The 15,339-nt window shown below is 63.8% G+C and carries 17 protein-coding genes and 1 tRNA gene; 8 read left to right on the forward strand and 10 right to left on the reverse strand.

Features of this window, described 5'->3' with window-relative positions; translation table 11 throughout:
• Positions 1–54: 54 nt before the first annotated feature.
• Positions 55–600: a fasciclin domain-containing protein gene (locus tag AO684_RS15445; RefSeq protein ID WP_054303615.1), complete on the forward strand. Its 546-nt coding sequence runs from the start codon at positions 55–57 to the stop codon at positions 598–600.
• Positions 601–745: 145 nt separating this feature from the next.
• Positions 746–819, forward strand: a tRNA-Gly gene (locus AO684_RS15450).
• Between the two features lie 265 nt (positions 820–1,084).
• Here AO684_RS15450 and AO684_RS15455 read toward each other — a convergent pair.
• Positions 1,085–1,687, reverse strand: a complete 603-nt coding sequence (locus AO684_RS15455) for a CHAP domain-containing protein (protein WP_054303616.1) — start codon at positions 1,685–1,687, stop codon at positions 1,085–1,087.
• 205 nt (positions 1,688–1,892) lie between these two features.
• Between AO684_RS15455 and AO684_RS15460 the strand changes: the two genes are divergently transcribed.
• Entirely contained in the window at positions 1,893–2,246 is a 354-nt protein-coding gene (locus AO684_RS15460; RefSeq protein WP_054303617.1) for a RidA family protein, read from the forward strand.
• 34 nt (positions 2,247–2,280) lie between these two features.
• Here the strand turns inward: AO684_RS15460 and pgi are convergent, their stop codons facing one another.
• The 5 genes from pgi to AO684_RS15485 all read right to left on the reverse strand — a co-directional run bounded on the left by pgi (position 2,281) and on the right by AO684_RS15485 (position 8,150).
• Positions 2,281–3,882 carry a glucose-6-phosphate isomerase gene (pgi, locus tag AO684_RS15465; protein WP_054303618.1) on the reverse strand — a complete coding sequence of 534 codons (1,602 nt, stop codon included), beginning with the start codon at positions 3,880–3,882 and terminating at the stop codon, positions 2,281–2,283.
• 30 nt (positions 3,883–3,912) lie between these two features.
• On the reverse strand, positions 3,913–4,584 hold the full coding sequence (gene pgl / locus AO684_RS15470; RefSeq protein ID WP_054303619.1) for a 6-phosphogluconolactonase: 672 nt from the start codon (positions 4,582–4,584) through the stop codon (positions 3,913–3,915).
• The gene (gene zwf, locus AO684_RS15475; protein WP_054303620.1) at positions 4,581–6,035 is read right to left on the reverse strand and encodes a glucose-6-phosphate dehydrogenase; all 1,455 of its coding nucleotides are present in this window, start codon (positions 6,033–6,035) and stop codon (positions 4,581–4,583) included. The genes pgl and zwf overlap by 4 nt, the downstream gene beginning before the upstream one ends.
• 142 nt (positions 6,036–6,177) lie before the next feature.
• Complete coding sequence (locus AO684_RS15480; protein ID WP_054303621.1) at positions 6,178–6,762, reverse strand: HNH endonuclease; 585 nt, start codon at positions 6,760–6,762, stop codon at positions 6,178–6,180.
• A 170-nt stretch (positions 6,763–6,932) separates the two neighbouring features.
• Complete coding sequence (locus AO684_RS15485; protein WP_054303622.1) at positions 6,933–8,150, reverse strand: MFS transporter; 1,218 nt, start codon at positions 8,148–8,150, stop codon at positions 6,933–6,935.
• A 76-nt stretch (positions 8,151–8,226) separates the two neighbouring features.
• Here AO684_RS15485 and AO684_RS15490 point away from each other — a divergent pair, with 76 nt between their 5' ends.
• Positions 8,227–8,856, forward strand: coding sequence for a DNA-3-methyladenine glycosylase (locus AO684_RS15490; RefSeq protein ID WP_054303623.1), 630 nt, complete (start codon positions 8,227–8,229; stop codon positions 8,854–8,856).
• A complete protein-coding gene (locus AO684_RS15495) occupies positions 8,853–9,509 on the forward strand; it encodes an alpha/beta hydrolase (protein ID WP_054303624.1) in 657 nt (218 codons plus the stop codon). The genes AO684_RS15490 and AO684_RS15495 overlap by 4 nt, the downstream gene beginning before the upstream one ends.
• Before the next feature lie 103 nt (positions 9,510–9,612).
• Here AO684_RS15495 and AO684_RS15500 read toward each other — a convergent pair whose 3' ends face one another.
• The 3 genes from AO684_RS15500 to AO684_RS15510 are packed head-to-tail and all read right to left on the reverse strand — an operon-like array spanning position 9,613 to position 12,461.
• The gene (locus AO684_RS15500) at positions 9,613–10,365 is read right to left on the reverse strand and encodes a squalene/phytoene synthase family protein (RefSeq protein WP_054303625.1); all 753 of its coding nucleotides are present in this window, start codon (positions 10,363–10,365) and stop codon (positions 9,613–9,615) included.
• Entirely contained in the window at positions 10,362–11,999 is a 1,638-nt protein-coding gene (cimA, locus tag AO684_RS15505) for a citramalate synthase (RefSeq protein WP_235451298.1), read from the reverse strand. The genes AO684_RS15500 and cimA overlap by 4 nt, the downstream gene beginning before the upstream one ends.
• Entirely contained in the window at positions 12,000–12,461 is a 462-nt protein-coding gene (locus AO684_RS15510; RefSeq protein ID WP_054303626.1) for an Rrf2 family transcriptional regulator, read from the reverse strand.
• 142 nt (positions 12,462–12,603) lie between these two features.
• On the opposite strand from AO684_RS15510, the gene AO684_RS15515 reads away from it, so the two are divergent.
• The 3 genes from AO684_RS15515 to AO684_RS15525 are packed head-to-tail and all read left to right on the forward strand — an operon-like array spanning position 12,604 to position 14,643.
• Complete coding sequence (locus tag AO684_RS15515; protein WP_054303627.1) at positions 12,604–13,263, forward strand: alpha/beta hydrolase; 660 nt, start codon at positions 12,604–12,606, stop codon at positions 13,261–13,263.
• Position 13,264: 1 nt separating this feature from the next.
• The gene (locus tag AO684_RS15520) at positions 13,265–13,495 is read left to right on the forward strand and encodes a hypothetical protein (protein ID WP_054303628.1); all 231 of its coding nucleotides are present in this window, start codon (positions 13,265–13,267) and stop codon (positions 13,493–13,495) included.
• Positions 13,492–14,643, forward strand: coding sequence for an HD domain-containing protein (locus AO684_RS15525; protein WP_054303629.1), 1,152 nt, complete (start codon positions 13,492–13,494; stop codon positions 14,641–14,643). Before AO684_RS15520 ends, AO684_RS15525 begins: the two co-directional genes overlap by 4 nt.
• On the opposite strand, the gene AO684_RS15530 is transcribed toward AO684_RS15525, so the two are convergent.
• Positions 14,644–15,309, reverse strand: coding sequence for a hypothetical protein (locus AO684_RS15530; protein ID WP_152968439.1), 666 nt, complete (start codon positions 15,307–15,309; stop codon positions 14,644–14,646).
• Positions 15,310–15,339: the final 30 nt, after the last annotated feature.

Consider the following 15,339-nt stretch of genomic DNA (forward strand, 5'->3'; position numbering starts at 1 on the left):
GTAACTTCTGGCATCGGGCGGGACAGACCCGCTTCGAATCACAGGAGACGACAGATGAAATCCATTCGTATTGCCGCCGCCATCCTTGCCTTGGGCACCGCCCCGGCGCTTGCCGAGAACCCCGAAGTCGGCGGCGCGCCGATGTATGAGACGAAGAACATCGTCGAGAATGCCGTGAATTCGGCCGATCACACCACGCTGGTTGCTGCGGTGAAGGCGGCTGGTCTGGTGGAAACCCTGTCGGGCGCCGGTCCTTTCACCGTCTTCGCCCCGACCAATGCCGCTTTCGACAAGCTGCCCGCAGGCACGGTCGAAACCCTGCTGAAGCCCGAAAACAAGGATCAGCTGACCAAGATCCTGACCTGCCATGTCGTCGCGGCCAATGCCATGTCGGATGCCATCGTGAAGATGATCGCCGATGACAAGGGCATGCATCCGGTCAAAACCGTCGGCGGCTGTGAATTCACCGCGATGATGGATGGCGACAAAGTCCAGATCAAAGATGGTCAGGGCAATGTCGCGACCGTCACCATCGCCGATGTGAAACAGTCGAACGGCGTGATCCATGTGATCGACACCGTGCTGCTTCCGGCCAGCTGATCGCGCGGCCACACGCTGCATGACAGCCTTCGCCCCGTCTGCCACCGGCAGGCGGGGTTTCCTGTCAGAACAAGCCGTTCTGCCTGCCGGGTCGCCCCATTTACCCTTGCACTGCCCTGGCCATTCGGCTATCTGATCCGCCAATGCGGGTGTAGCTCAATGGTAGAGCCGCAGCTTCCCAAGCTGATGACGAGGGTTCGATTCCCTTCACCCGCTCCAATCTCCCTGTTTCGCGCTCCATCCCTAGCACGGCCCGTTGCGCTGCATTTTGCAATGCGTCGGAACCCGAATGCGTCCGGTGCGTTGATCTTGCGAAAGAAGTGGGAGAATGGATATGTCGCGGCAAGCGAAAGTCATGGCCAAAGCAACACCCCAACCCCTGCCGTTCCTGATGATCGGCGCGATGCTGGGGCTTCTTAGCGGGTGGCTGGCTCTGGCGATGTGACCCCTGCACAGGCCCTGCGGCCTGACAGGCATTCAGCGATCAGCGGTAGATGAAACCGTAAACCGGATTGACGCGGCCGAGGGTGCCGTTGGGATTGGCGACGCGCACCTGCGACCAGTCGTTGCGGGCGGAGACATCGACCACCAGCGTGTCCTGGGTGATGCGGTTTCGTTCCCAGTTCGCCTGATCCACCAGAACGCGGCGACTGTCGACGACATTCGAGACCACCGCCACATGCCCCATCGGCATTTTCCGGCTGCCGCTGAAATTCATCACCGCACCGATTTTCGGCTCCGAGCCGCGCTGATACTTGCCAGCGGCCTGATTCCACCAGGTACGGGCATTGCCACGAATCTCGATCCCGGTGACAGCGCGGGCGAAGGGCACGCACCAGATACGGCCACGCACGGGCTTCAGCGACGCCTTCGCCGCCGCGACGGCAGACTTCAGTTCGGCCCGTCGCTTGTCGGTTTCTTTCGCGGCCTTGTGCAGCGCCGTGCGGCTTTGCTTCTTCGGACCGTTTGAGGTGCTGACACGGGCATTGCTGGCCTTGATGGCTGGCTCATGCCGTTCGGCAAAACTGGCGGTCGGGGGAACGATCAGGCTGAGGGCCAGAAGCGCGGCGCTGAGGGGGCGGATCATGGTCAACGGTCTATTGTTTCGGTGCGGCTTCCGTTTGGCACAGCGGCCGCCAATGCCGCAACTGCGAGAATTTCTGCTGAGCAGATATCCGCCACTGTCCCCGTCCCGGCCCGTGTCCTGCCCGGTGCAGAGCCTGTCGGGAACGGGCTTTCCTTTCCCCGGCTCAACGGCTAGCACGACGCCTGTAGTTCCACAGGAGGCTCGCATGAATACCGATATCAAACGCATCGGCACCGGCGCCCGGATGAGCGAAGGCGTCTGCTACAATGGCATCGTCTGGCTGGCCGGACAGGTTGGCAACCCCGGTGACAGCGTGGCAGATCAGACCCGCACCTGTCTCGCCGAGGTCGACCGTATCCTCGCCGAAGCGGGCACCGACAAGACCCGCATCCTGTCGACCCAGATCTGGCTGGCCGACATGGCGGATTTTGCCGAAATGAACGCGGTCTGGGATTCCTGGGTGCCACAGGGCCATACGCCCGCCCGGGCCACTGGCGAGGCCAAGCTGGCCGCGCCGGAATACCGGGTCGAGGTCATCGTGACCGCCGCACTAAAGTGAGATGTGAAAGGGGGCCAGAGCGGCCCCCTTTTTCCTAGCTGCGCAGATAGGCGACCAGTTGCCGGGTCGAACTGTCCTTGCCCTCGGCGCTTTCGCGCCCCTCAAGGATCGGTTGCAGCGCCAGCGCCAGTTCCTTGCCCAGTTCGACCCCCCATTGGTCATAGCTGTTGATGCCCAGAATCACGCCCTCGACAAACACGCGGTGTTCGTAAAGCGCAATGATCTGACCCAGGGTGAAGGGCGTAAGCTTCGGGATCGCCAGCGTAGTGGATGGCCGGTTGCCCGGAAAGACGCGGTGCCGCGCCTGACGCTCCAGTTCCGCCCCGGTCAGACCCTTCTTCGCCATGATGGCACGGGCTTCTTCCAGACTGCGGCCTCGCATCAGCGCCTCGGATTGCGCAAGGCAATTTGCAACCAGCAACAGATGCTGATGCGCCAGAGCAGGTTCGTGACCCTCTCGCGCCACGATGAATTCACAAGGCACGACACGGGTGCCCTGATGGATCAGCTGGTAGAAGGCGTGCTGGCCGTTGGTCCCCGGCTCTCCCCAGACCACCGGGCCGGATTCGTAAGGCAGATCAATGCCATCCATGCTGACCCTCTTGCCGTTCGATTCCATTTCCAGCTGTTGCAGATAGGCGGGCAGACGGCCAAGACGCTGGTCGTAGGGCAGCACGGCGCGGGTGGCATGACCGCAGATCTGGTTGTGCCAGATCCCGACCAGAGCCAGCAGAACCGGCAGGTTCTCGGCAAAGGGCGCCTCGCGGTAATGCGTGTCCATATCGGCACCGCCGCGCAGAAATTCAGTGAAATCCTCGGGACCAATGGCGATCATCAGCGACAGACCGATTGGCCCCCACATGGAATAGCGGCCGCCTACCCAGTCTTCGAAACCGAAAACACGCGCAGGATCAATGCCATATGCTGCCGTCTTATCACCGGCCGTCGACACGGCGACGAACTGCGCGGCAGGATTTGTGACCTTTTCCGCCATCCATGCCTTTGCCGTATTGGCGTTGGTCATGGTTTCAATCGTGGTGAAGGTCTTGGAGGCCACGATGACCAGCGTGGTTTCGGGGTTCAGGTGCTTCAGCGTATCTGCAATATGCGCGCCATCGACGTTTGACACGAAATGGCACCGCGGCCCGTCGGCATAGGGGGACAGCGCCAGACAGGCCATGGCCGGGCCAAGGTCCGAACCGCCAATTCCGATATTGACGACATCTGTGATGCGCCCGCCCTGGCCGGTGAAGCGGCCTTCGCGCACATCGCGGGCGAATGCCTCGCAGCGGGCATGGATCGCGCGGACTTCGGGCATGACATCCAGCCCGTCGACAAGGACGCTGCCAGAGAGGTTGCGCAGCGCGGTATGCAGCACGGCACGCCCCTCGGTCTCGTTGATCTTCGCCCCCGAGAACATGGCATCGCGCCTGTCGGAAACCCCTGCCCCTTCGGCAAGTTTCACCAGAAGATCAAAGGCTTCTGCGTCGATCTGTGTCTTGGAGAAATCAAACAGCATTTCGCCGCGCCGCGCCGAAAATGCCTGTGCCCGATCCTTCGACGACATGAGGTCGCTGATCGTGGTCGCAGCGGTCCGGCTGCGATGGGCCAGAAGCGCGTCAAATTTCGTGGTCATCAAAAGATCCTCTTGGCTGAATCCGCCGGGTCACTCGGCCCAATGGACCGTCGCATTCTTCAACACCGCCGCGACCGGAGCCTCAAGGGGGTCCATGCCGGCCGCACGCTCCACCGCTGCGCGCTTTTCCGCGCCGGTGATCAGGATATGGATATGCATGGCCCCTGCCAGAACCGGCGCCGTGAGGGTGATCCGCGGCTCACCTGCCGCTTCGGCACGCATCGGCAGCAGTACCGGCGCATCCGGGGCCAGCGCCTCGGCCAGACGATCGGCGCCCGGAAACAGGCTGGCAGTGTGCATATCCGCCCCCATACCCAGAAGAAGAACCGAGATGGGCAGATGTGGCGCAAGCTGCGCCTCCAGATCCGCCAGAACATCTTCAGGCTGCGGCGCAGGTTGATAAAGCGGCACAAGATTGGCTCGCAAGGCCTTGCCACGCAACAGCCTTTCCCGCAACAGCCGGGTGTTGGAGCGTGGGCTGTCTTCCGGCACCCAGCGTTCGTCGCTCAGAAAGACCGACACCTTGTCCCAGTCCAGATCGACCCCTGACAGAGTGTCGAAAATCGGCCCCGGCGTGGTGCCACCCGGCACACAGAACGAGGCGCGGTCCTCGCGGCGCAGAAAATCCGCCAGTTCACCCGCCAGCTTGTCGGCCAACGCCAGCATCATCAGTTCACGGTCAGGGTATTCAACGAAGTTCATGCCTTGATCTCCCGCCAGCGCCGCCCGTCGCGGTGCATCAGCATCAACGCATCTTCCGGCCCCGAGGCTCCCGCGTCATAGCCCTTTGGCCGGTCGCCGCGTGCTTCCCAGCCCTGGATGATCGGATCGGTCCAGGCCCAGGCGGCCTCCACTTCGTCGCCGCGCATGAACAGGGTCTGATTGCCGCGGATCACATCCATGATCAGCCGTTCATAGGCGTCGGGCATGTCAGTGCCCTCTTCCCCGAAAGCCTCGGTAAAGCTCATGTCCAGCGGCACCTGCGTCAGACGCATGCCGCCCGGGCCCGGCTCTTTAATCATCACCTTGAGGTTCATGCCCTCATTCGGTTGCAGCCGGATCACCAGCACATTCTCGCGCCAGCCCGAGGCATCGTCAAAAATCGAATGCGGGGGCTCCTTGAAGGTGATCGCGATTTCAGAGGCCCGCGCACGCAGCTTCTTGCCGGTACGCAGATAGAATGGCGTGCCCTTCCAGCGCCAGTTCGCCACCTGAACTTTCAGCGCGATATAGCTTTCCGTCAGACTGTCCGGGTTTTCCGCATCGTCCAGATAGCCGGGTGCGCCGCCTGTGGCCAGATATTGCCCACGCACGATATCCTCGGCAGGAACGGGCTGCAAAGCACGAATAACCTTCAGCTTTTCATCCCGAACAGTATCAGGGTCAAAGTGGAACGGCGGCTCCATCGCAATCAGGCAAAGCAGTTGCATCATATGGTTCTGCACCATATCGCGCATGGCGCCGGACTTGTCGTAATAGGCGCCGCGGCCTTCAACACCCACGGTCTCGGCCACGGTGATCTGCACATGATCAACGAACTGGCTGTTCCACAGCGGCTCGAACAGGATATTGGCAAACCGCACTGCCATCAGATTCTGCACCGTTTCTTTGCCAAGATAATGGTCGATGCGGTAAATCTGATGCTCTGCAAAATGCGTGGCCAGAGTCTCGTTCAGCGCGCGGGCGGTGGCAAGATCGCGGCCGAAGGGTTTTTCCACCACGATGCGGCTGTCGGCATCGGCGATGCCATGCAGATGCAGACGCTCCGCCAGATCGCCGAACAGCGCGGGCGCGACCGAGAAATAGAAGGCGCGCACCGCACCCTGCCGCATCAGCGCGGCCAGCACGGGCCAGCCGTCTTCCCCTTTGGCATCAATGGCCACATAGTCCAGACGGCTCAGAAACTCTGCAATGGCAGCCGGGTCCAGCTTGTCACCGGCCACAAACTCCTCGATCGCCTCACGCACCAGCGCCTGAAACCCGGCCCTGTCCATCGCGGACCGCGCGGCGCCGATGATTCTGCTGTCTGCGGGCACCTGTCCTGCCAGATAGCGGCGATAGAGGCCGGGAAGGATCTTGCGGCGCGCCAGATCGCCGGTGGCTCCGAAAATCACGAGGTCGAACGTTTCGACCGGGATGACGCGTGAAACCATGGGCCTCTCCTCGCAGCTTTGCGGCGCTGCGCCGCAAGTATGTTAGCGCTAACGATCCGCCTTTTAGCCGCTTCGCATCTGCAAGTCTAGCACTCGCTGCGGGAAAGCGGAATGGCGTGGCGCTTTCATCGCAAGAAGCTGCTCAGGCCTCCAGCTCGGCATCCCAGTACAGATAATCCATCCAGCTTTCATGCAGATGGTTCGGCGGGAAGCGCCGGCCGTGGGCCTGCATCTCTTCCGCGCTCGGCGGCACGGGTTTGCGCATCAGGCGCATGCCGACCTGTTTCAGCGTCTTGTTGCCCTTCTTCAGATTGCAGGGCGAGCAGGCGGCAACCACATTTTCCCAGCTCGTAATGCCCCCCTTGGACCGTGGCAGCACATGGTCAAACGTCAGATCGCCCTTCGATCCGCAGTACTGGCATTTGAATTCGTCCCTCAGAAAAAGATTGAAGCGCGTGAAAGCCACGCGCTTCTGGGGTTTGACGAATTCTTTCAGCACGACGACCGAGGGGATGCGGAACTCGGCCCTCTGACTGTGCACCACCGCATCATATTCGGCGAGGATCTGCACCCGGTCCAGACAAACCGCCTTGATGGTTTCCTGCCAGGGCCAGAGGCTGAGCGGATAATAGGACAAGGGGCGATAATCGGCATTCAGCACAAGCGCAGGGTAATGCCGCAGTGCCGCGGGTTCCCGCACGAAACTGGTTCTGAAATCACCGTCCATTCATCGACTCCGCCATCGTCCCGCCTGCCGTCCCGGCAGTCAGGGCGGGGAGTCCGCCCCGACAGGGGAAACTATATATCGCGTCCGGCGACAGGCAAGCCCCATAGTGTCGGGCATGGTTCTGGCAGGGCCCTGTAACGTCGTGATGACGAAAGCGGCAGATGTCCGGCTCAGCGCGTCTCTTTCGGGCGCAGCGCAAACCAGATCAGCGCGCCGCCGGCCAGAACGAGGAAGGGCAGCATCGCCATGTTGACCGCCGACCAGCCCGCCTGCACCGAACCGCCCGAGCAGTTCATCAACCCGCCCGAGGCGAAGGAGGCCATCGACACCCCGCCGAAAACCACGAAATCGTTCAGCCCCTGCATGGTGCCGCGCTCTGCCGCGGTGTGATGCCCCGCCAGCATGCTGGTGGCGCCGATGAAGCCGAAGTTCCAGCCAATCCCCAGAAGGACCAGCGCGATATAGAAGTTCTCAAGGTTCACCCCGGACATGGCCACCGCCCCCGATCCGGCAAGGATCAGCAGACCAAGCGCAATCACCTTCTTCACCCCGAGGCGCGCGATGATATGGCCGGTCACGAAAGATGGCGCATACATGGCAAGCACATGGGCAGACACGATATTCGCCGCATCCGAGGTTTCGAAGCCGCAGCCCACCACCGCCAGCGGCGAAGAGGTCATCACGAGGTTCATCAGCGCATAGCTGACGGTGGCGCAGACCATGGCGACGATAATCGCCGGATCGCGCAGCAGCTCGCGCCGTGTGCGTCCCGCTGCTGCCCCGGTCCCGCGCACCGCCGGACGGGTGCTTTTCAGCGCCCCGAACAGGAACAGCCCTGCGAGGTTCAGTGCGATCACCGTCAGATAGCTGCCAAGGAACGGCACGACCATGGCCTGCGAGGTCAGCTTCACCAACTGCGGCCCGAAGATGGCCGAGGCCAGCCCCCCCGCCATCACCCCGGAAATCGCCTTGGGCCGGAACGCCTCTGACGCCGCATCGGCTGCCGCGAAACGGTAAAAACCCTGCGCCGACATATAGCCGCCGGTCAGCAGGCTCGCCGCCGAAAACACAGCGAATGATCCGATATACAGCCCGTAGGCAGCCACCGCCGCCCCGGCCGCCCCGGCCAGCGCGCCCAGCACGAAACCGACGCGCCGCCCCCAGCGCTGCATCACCGCCGACAGCGGCTGTGCCCAGAGCATGGACCCGATGACGGTCAGCGAGATCGGCAATGTGGCCCAGCACGGGTTGCCCGCCAGCTGGCTACCCGCCAGCCCGCCGATTGTAAAGATCACCGGCATCTGGGCGCCCAGAACCGCCTGCGCGGCCACGAGAACCCACATGTTGCGGCGGGCGATGCTGTCATTCGGAAGGGATGTCGCGCTCATGGCGGCAGCTAATCCGCCCGAGCGCCCTTGCGCAAGGGGCAAGCGCGCCCCTAACCTGCGGCAAATCGGGGGAACCATGGTCGGACGTATCATCGAGGGACCGGCAGATATTGCCGAGGGCATGGACTGGCTGAGCCGCCATGACCGCAGATTCGCCGAGGCACATGCTCTGACCGGCGATCTGCCGCTGCGCCGACGCCCCGAGGGCTTTGCCGAACTCCTGTCCGCCATCGTCAGCCAGCAGGTTTCGGTCGCCTCCGCCCGCGCCATCTGGGGCCGGATGGAGGCGGCGGGCTTCACCACCCCCGAAGCAGTACAGACGGCCTGCGACGAAGACCTGCGCGGTTGCGGTCTCTCCCGCCCGAAACTGCGCTATGCGCGGGCGCTTGCGGATTCGGGGCTGGATTTCCCGGCGCTGCGGGCGATGCCGGATGACAGGATCATCACGCAACTCGTTGAACTGCCAGGGATTGGCCGGTGGACCGCTGAAATCTACGCTATGTTCAGCCTCGGCCGCGCCGATGTCTTCGCTCATAACGACCTCGCCTTGCAGGAGGCGGCGCGGCTGCTTTTCAATCTCGAAAAGCGCCCCAATGAACGTGAGATGCGCGTGATCGCCGCCGAATGGTCACCGTGGCGGGCGGTTGCAGCGCGGCTGCTCTGGGCCTACTACCGTGTGGCAAAGGACCGCGAAGGGATCAGATGATGCTGCAATCGAAACGCAAGGCGCCGCAATCGGGCAAGGCAAAATCCATGGTGATCTTCGTCCATGGCTATGGCGCCGACGGCGATGACCTGCTGGGTCTCGCCGACCCGCTGGCGCCGCATCTGCCCGATACCGTGTTCTACAGCCCCAACGCCCCTGAACCCTGCGTCGGCAACCCTTTCGGCTATCAGTGGTTCCCGATTCCGTGGCTGGACGGATCTTCGGAAGAAGCGGCGCAGGCCTCGATGGCCGTCTCGCTTGAAAAGCTGAATTCTTTCATCGACGCGAAGCTGGCGGAAGAGAAGATCGGCATAGAAGCCCTTGCCCTGGTTGGATTTTCGCAAGGCACGATGATGAGCCTGCATCTCGCCCCGCGCCGCGACAACGCCATGGCGGGCGTCGTCGGCTTCTCAGGCCGCCTGCTGGTGCCGGAACTGCTCGGCGCTGAAGCGCAGGTGAAGCCGCCAATCCTGCTGATCCACGGCGATGCCGACGAGGTCGTGCCTTTCGAGGATATGGGCCGCGCCGGCGACGCTCTGGTCTCGGCCGGGTTCGAAGTTTATGGCCATGTCATGAAAGGCACTGGTCACGGCATTGCCCCCGACGGGCTGCAAGTCGCCCTGTCCTTCCTGCATGACAAGCTGCCCGGCTGAGATTTGAGTATTTGGGCAAGAAGCAAGGCGCATCCGGTCTTGCTTCTTGAAAAAATACTCCCGCCGGAGGCATCCGACAACGCCGCAAGCTTGCCGCCGGAAGTTAGAAACGCCCGGTAAGGCTTTGCCAAAGAAGACGTTTGCGGCGCGTGAACTCGGACAGATCCAAGGAGCCATCCGCCACCCGTGCGGGTTCCTGCGCGGCAAGCACAAGAACTGGCCGCGTCAGGAAGGCGGCCAGCGCCGCACCGCGTGGGATAGGGCCGCGCACTGTATCGAGGCGCGCAAGCCCTTCGCGGGCCAGCGCTGCGACGCCAGCAGGCGTCCCGTCAACCAGCGGAATGCGTCCCAGCGTTTCAAGCTGGGGCACCGCGCGCAGGTAATTGGCCAGGGCCTGCGCAGCGCCCAGACTGCGCGCTGCGGGCTCCGCCCGGTCCGGCGCGCCCAGAGCTTTCGCCGCGAGCCACAGCAAACCCCCCCCGGTTTCCTCTAGATACCGCCACAGCGCGGCGGCATCGGCATGTGGTTCGCGCCAGACATCCCATTGACGTGCGGCGACCATCCCGTCCAGAGCTTCGACCGGCAAGCCTTTGTCACGGATCAGCTTTCCCAGCGGTGTCATGACCTCATGCGGCTGCCCGCAACCTGCCGCTGCGGCCTCGACCGCATCGCGCCACCATTGCAGGCGCATTTCGGCGATCATCGGCTCTTTGCTCGCCCAGGGCGCACGCGCAACCTCGGCATTGAAGGCGTAGAGCACCGCCAGCGCCGGGCGATCCGCCACCGGCGCAGCCATCAATGCGGCGAAACGCTCCGGGTCGGCGCGCTGCACGATTTCGGCGCAGGCCTCGCTCATGCGGCGCCCTGATCGCGGATCAGCTTCCACTGGATCGCATCGAGCAGCGCCTCGAAGCTCGCGTCCACGATATTCGGGCTGACACCCACGGTAGACCAGCGCCGACCCTGACCATCCTCGCTGTCGATGATGACACGCGTGACCGCCTCGGTGCCGCCCTGGGTGATGCGGACCTTGAAGTCCACCAGCTTCATGTCGTCGATACAGGCCTGATACGGTCCCAGATCCTTGGCCAGCGCTTTGTAAAGCGCGTTGACCGGGCCGCGGTCGGTGCCAGCCTCATCCATGCTTTCCGAGACGGACAGCATCTTGTGACCGTCGATCTTCACCACCACCACCGCTTCCGACAGGGAAACCATGCGGTCGTATTTGTTCTTCCGCCGCTCGACAGTGACACGGTAGCGTTTCACCTCGAAGAATTCAGGGCAGAGGCCCAGCTCGCGCCGCGCCAGCAGCTCGAAACTCGCCTGCGCGCCGTCATAGGCGTATCCCTCGTCCTCGCGGGTCTTGATCTTGTCGAGGATCAGGGCAAGGCGCGGGTCGTTCGGCGCAACCTCGATCCCCGCCGCCGCCAGCCGGGCGCGCAGGTTCGATTGCCCCGCCTGATTGGACATCGGGATCAGGCGCTCGTTCCCTACCAGCGCAGGGTCGATATGTTCGTAGGTCGTGGGGTCTTTCACGATGGCGCTGGCATGCAGCCCCGCCTTGTGGGCAAAGGCCGAAGCGCCGACATAAGGGGCGCTGCGCAGGGGTACCCGGTTCAGGATATCGTCGAGCATGCGCGAGGTCTTGACCAGCCCCGCAAGTGCCGCGTCGCTGACGCCGGTGTCCAGCCTGTCACGGAACGGCGCCTTCAGCATCAGCGTCGGGATCAGCGTGGTGAGGTTGGCATTGCCGCAGCGCTCGCCCAGGCCGTTCAGCGTGCCCTGCACCTGCCGCGCGCCCGCCAGCACGGCAGCCAGCGAATTGGCCACCGCATTGCCGGTATCGTCATGGCAATGGATGCCCAGCCGGTCGCCCGGAATGCCAGCCGCGATCACGGCGCGGGTGATGGTGCCCACTTCTTCGGGCAGTGTGCCGCCGTTGGTATCGCAAAGCACGATCCAGCGCGCCCCCGCCCCGAACGCGGCTTTCAGACAGTCCAGCGCATAATCCGGGTTGGCCTTGTAGCCGTCGAAGAAATGTTCGGCATCAAACAGCGCCTCCCGCCCCTTCGTGACCACATGGGCCACGGAGGCGCGGATATTCTCCACATTCTCGGGCAGGGTGATGCCTAGCGCGGTGGTGACATGGAAGTCATGGGTTTTGCCGACCAGACAGACCGCAGGGGTTTCCGCATCCAGTACCGCCGCCAGCACATCGTCATTCTCGGCCGAGCGACCTGCGCGTTTCGTCATGCCGAAGGCGGTGAAGGTGGCGCGGGTTTGCGGCCGGTCGCGGAAGAAATCACTGTCGGTCGGGTTGGCGCCTGGCCAGCCGCCCTCGATGTAATCCACCCCCAGCGCATCCAGCGCGCGGGCGATCTGCTGTTTTTCCGATAGCGAGAATTGCACGCCCTGCGTCTGCTGGCCATCGCGCAGGGTGGTGTCGAACAGGTAAAGATGCTCGCGCATGACAGGCTGGCTTTCGGTCATTCAGTCTTCATCGACCACGCGGAAGATCGCGGGCACGGCAGGGCACGGGCGCATCTCGTTGCGGATCACATCCGACAGGCGGGTCTGGTGCAGGAACACATAGACATGCGCCGAAAGACCCTCCCACAGCCGGTTGGTCAGCGATTGCGCCCGCGACCCCGACACGCCGCCCGAGGCCCCGGCCCCGGTGTGCATGGCGTTCACAGTTTCCTCGACCGCCTCCATCACCTCGGACACGCGGATGTCCGAGGGGCTTCGCGACAGCCGGTAGCCGCCGCCGGGGCCGCGCACCGCCTCCACCAGACCGGCGCGCCGCAGCTTGACGAAAAGCTGTTCCAGATAGGGCAGCGAAATATCCTGACGCTTCGAAATCTCGGCCAGCGACACCAGATCCTCGGGTTTCGCCAGCGCCAGATCGGCCAGAGCCACCATGGCATAGCGGCCTTTCGTCGACAGTTTCATCGCCCGCTTCCCCCAAATCCATTGACGCCACCGGCAGGGGCGCTTAACTCACCTGAACCCCCGGGGCCTTGCCCGACGGGACTTAATGGAACCGCCCGGATTGCGCAATCTCCGAAGGGCGGACGACAGTAAAGGCGACGAAATGCCCGAAGTGATCTTTGCCGGCCCGGAAGGCCGTCTCGAAGGCCGTTACCACCCGCAAAAGGAACGCGACGCCCCGATTGCCATCGTCCTGCATCCGCACCCGCAATTCGGCGGCACGATGAACAACAAGGTGGTCTACAACCTTCATTACGCCTTCTACAACATGGGCTTCACCGTACTGCGGTTCAACTTCCGCGGCGTGGGGCGCAGCCAGGGCGAGTATGATCAGGGCATTGGCGAGCTGTCGGACGCCGCCTCGGCGCTGGATTACCTGCAAAGCATGAACCAGAACGCCAAGCATTGCTGGGTCGCCGGCTTCAGCTTCGGCGCCTGGATCGGCATGCAGCTTCTGATGCGGCGGCCAGAGATCACCGGCTTCATCAGCGTGGCGCCGCCGGCGAACATGTATGATTTCAGCTTCCTCGCGCCCTGCCCGTCCTCGGGTCTCATCATCAACGGCACCGCCGACCGCGTGGCACCGCCGAAGGATACCGTGAGCCTCGTGAACAAGCTGCACGAGCAGAAGGGCATCACCATCACCCACGAACAGATCGAGGGCGCGGATCACTTCTTCAGCAATGAAGAGGCGCATATGAAGCCCATGATCGACACGGTGTCCAGCTATGTGACCCGCCGTCTGGGGGAAGGCAGCCGCTGACATGGGCGTGACCGAGGATCTGGCCGACGCCCTTGCCCGCGACGTTCTGGCCGCACAGGACGAGATGGAGCAGGAGCGTTTCTATCTCGATGTCGCCAAGATGCTCGCCACCGTCTCGCCTTCGATGGAAGAGGCGTTCATGACCGCTGTGCGCGTGCGTCTGGCCGAACGCCGGGCGCGCGACTACCTCAACCGCCGCCTTGGCGCCCATCGCAAGGGAGCCGCCGGGTGACCGACCGGCTGACCGCGCAGTTCGCCTTTCTGAATGCCGCCGATGGCCTGAAATCGGTGGACCGCGCCAATGTGCTGATGGATGGCAGCCGGGCGGAGAACAGCGCCGAACATAGCTGGCATCTGGCGCTTTGGGCGCTGGTGCTGGGCCATGGTCTGCCCGAGCTTGACCGGGCGCTGGCCATGCTGGTGCTGCATGATCTGCCCGAGGTCTATTGCGGCGACCATCCCATTCATCTGATCGACAACCCCGATAAGGTCGCACAAGCCGAGGCAGCGGCGGCAGACCGGATTTTCGGCCATGCGCCGCCCGATCTGGCCGCACCATTGCGCGCCCTTTGGGATGAATTCGAGGCGGGCACGACACCCGCCGCGCGCCTGGCCAAGCGGCTGGATCATGCGCAGCCGCTGATGCAGGTGCTGATGTCGCCCTGCCCGCCCGCCGATCATCTGGATGTCGTGCGCGACAATCTTGCCACCGGCCGCGCCGCACGGTTCCGGCAGGAATGGCCGGAGTTCTACACCCATGCAGTTGACCTTCTGGCGGGTGGTCCGGGCACCGCAGGCCCCGACCTGCGCGCACGGCTGGCCTTTCTGGCCGAGGCGGACCGGCTGAAATCGGTGACCCGCGCCACCACGCTGGTGGATGGCTCGCGCTGCGAAACTTCGGGCGAACACAGCTGGCATCTGGCGCTTTATGCACTGGTGCTGGCCGATCAGGCGGCGCCCGCAGTCGATATTGCGCGGGTGATGCGCATGCTGATCCTGCACGATCTGGTGGAAATCGACGTGGGCGATGTGCCGATTCATTCGGCGGATGGCAAGGCGCATGGCTCGACCCAGACACAGGCCGCCGAAGCCGCCGCTGCGGACCGGCTGTTCGGCCTGCTGCCCGTCGCCACCGGCACCCATCTGCGCGCCCTGTGGGAAGAGTTTGAGGCGACTGAAAGCCCCGATGCCGTTTTCGCCAAAAGCCTTGACCGGGTGCAGCCGGTGATGGCGAACCTGATGTCGGGCGGCGGGACGTGGATCACCTATCAGGTCACCGCCACGCAGCTTGAATCCCGCGTGGGTGTGAAAGTCGCGCGCGGGGCGCCCGCTCTCTGGCCCTGGGTGCGGGCGCAGGCAGCGCCGTTCTTTGGCACCTGATCAGGGCAGCCTCCCCTTCTGTTGCATCTGCGGCAGCATGTCGCGCAGGGTGTTCCCCTGCGCCAGCCAGCCGCGCACTGCGCAGGTGGACGCCACATAAAGCGCCAGCGCCCCTTCGCCCTTCACCCCGGATCGGCGGGAAAACTCGCGGTGATTTCGCGGCAGCGGCACCTGCCGCCCCGCGCAGGCAGCCGCATCGGCTGCCTGCGCGGGCTCGCCCGAAATCAGCACCGCCGCGCCCTCGTCGAACCAGATCGGCAAGGCGCCGGTCAACAGGCCCAAGGGCGGAATGGCGCTGTGCAGCGTGGCATGGGTCAGCTCGTGACTGAACACCCCTGCCGACTTCGCGCCCTTCGAATTCACGGTGATGAGGCTGTAGCCATAGGTCATACCCCGCGTGGTATAATTGTTCCGCCGGTCGCAGGCCCGCGTAGTGCACACCAGCCATTCCGGGCGCGCCACGCCCCCCAGCGCCTTGCCGACCACCTTTTCGGCCGCGGCAATATCCCGCCGGATTCGGGCAATCGCCGCCGGTTTCGCCGCGCGGTCGATCCAGAGACCCGGCGCGACCTCGGTCATACCCTCTCGGCTGGGCAACAGACCCGCCTGCACAGGTAGTCCGAACAGGATTGCTGCCACGACACCCGCCAGCCAGAACCGTTTCACTGCCCACCCCCCGTTGCGGCACCGACCCAT

Origin of the sequence: Gemmobacter sp. LW-1, from assembly GCF_001303875.1 — a bacterium.
Lineage (GTDB): Bacteria > Pseudomonadota > Alphaproteobacteria > Rhodobacterales > Rhodobacteraceae > Gemmobacter > Gemmobacter caeni.

Excerpts from the sequence above, each read along its gene's own strand:
- AO684_RS15445 (WP_054303615.1), top strand. The coding sequence starts at position 55 with ATGAAATCCATTCGTATTGCCGCCGCCATCCTTGCCTTGGGCACCGCC.
- AO684_RS15455 (WP_054303616.1), bottom strand. The coding sequence starts at position 1,687 with ATGATCCGCCCCCTCAGCGCCGCGCTTCTGGCCCTCAGCCTGATCGTT.
- AO684_RS15460 (WP_054303617.1), top strand. The coding sequence starts at position 1,893 with ATGAATACCGATATCAAACGCATCGGCACCGGCGCCCGGATGAGCGAA.
- pgi (WP_054303618.1), bottom strand. The coding sequence starts at position 3,882 with ATGACCACGAAATTTGACGCGCTTCTGGCCCATCGCAGCCGGACCGCT.
- pgl (WP_054303619.1), bottom strand. The coding sequence starts at position 4,584 with ATGAACTTCGTTGAATACCCTGACCGTGAACTGATGATGCTGGCGTTG.
- zwf (WP_054303620.1), bottom strand. The coding sequence starts at position 6,035 with ATGGTTTCACGCGTCATCCCGGTCGAAACGTTCGACCTCGTGATTTTC.
- AO684_RS15480 (WP_054303621.1), bottom strand. The coding sequence starts at position 6,762 with ATGGACGGTGATTTCAGAACCAGTTTCGTGCGGGAACCCGCGGCACTG.
- AO684_RS15485 (WP_054303622.1), bottom strand. The coding sequence starts at position 8,150 with ATGAGCGCGACATCCCTTCCGAATGACAGCATCGCCCGCCGCAACATG.
- AO684_RS15490 (WP_054303623.1), top strand. The coding sequence starts at position 8,227 with ATGGTCGGACGTATCATCGAGGGACCGGCAGATATTGCCGAGGGCATG.
- AO684_RS15495 (WP_054303624.1), top strand. The coding sequence starts at position 8,853 with ATGATGCTGCAATCGAAACGCAAGGCGCCGCAATCGGGCAAGGCAAAA.
- AO684_RS15500 (WP_054303625.1), bottom strand. The coding sequence starts at position 10,365 with ATGAGCGAGGCCTGCGCCGAAATCGTGCAGCGCGCCGACCCGGAGCGT.
- cimA (WP_235451298.1), bottom strand. The coding sequence starts at position 11,999 with ATGACCGAAAGCCAGCCTGTCATGCGCGAGCATCTTTACCTGTTCGAC.
- AO684_RS15510 (WP_054303626.1), bottom strand. The coding sequence starts at position 12,461 with ATGAAACTGTCGACGAAAGGCCGCTATGCCATGGTGGCTCTGGCCGAT.
- AO684_RS15515 (WP_054303627.1), top strand. The coding sequence starts at position 12,604 with ATGCCCGAAGTGATCTTTGCCGGCCCGGAAGGCCGTCTCGAAGGCCGT.
- AO684_RS15520 (WP_054303628.1), top strand. The coding sequence starts at position 13,265 with ATGGGCGTGACCGAGGATCTGGCCGACGCCCTTGCCCGCGACGTTCTG.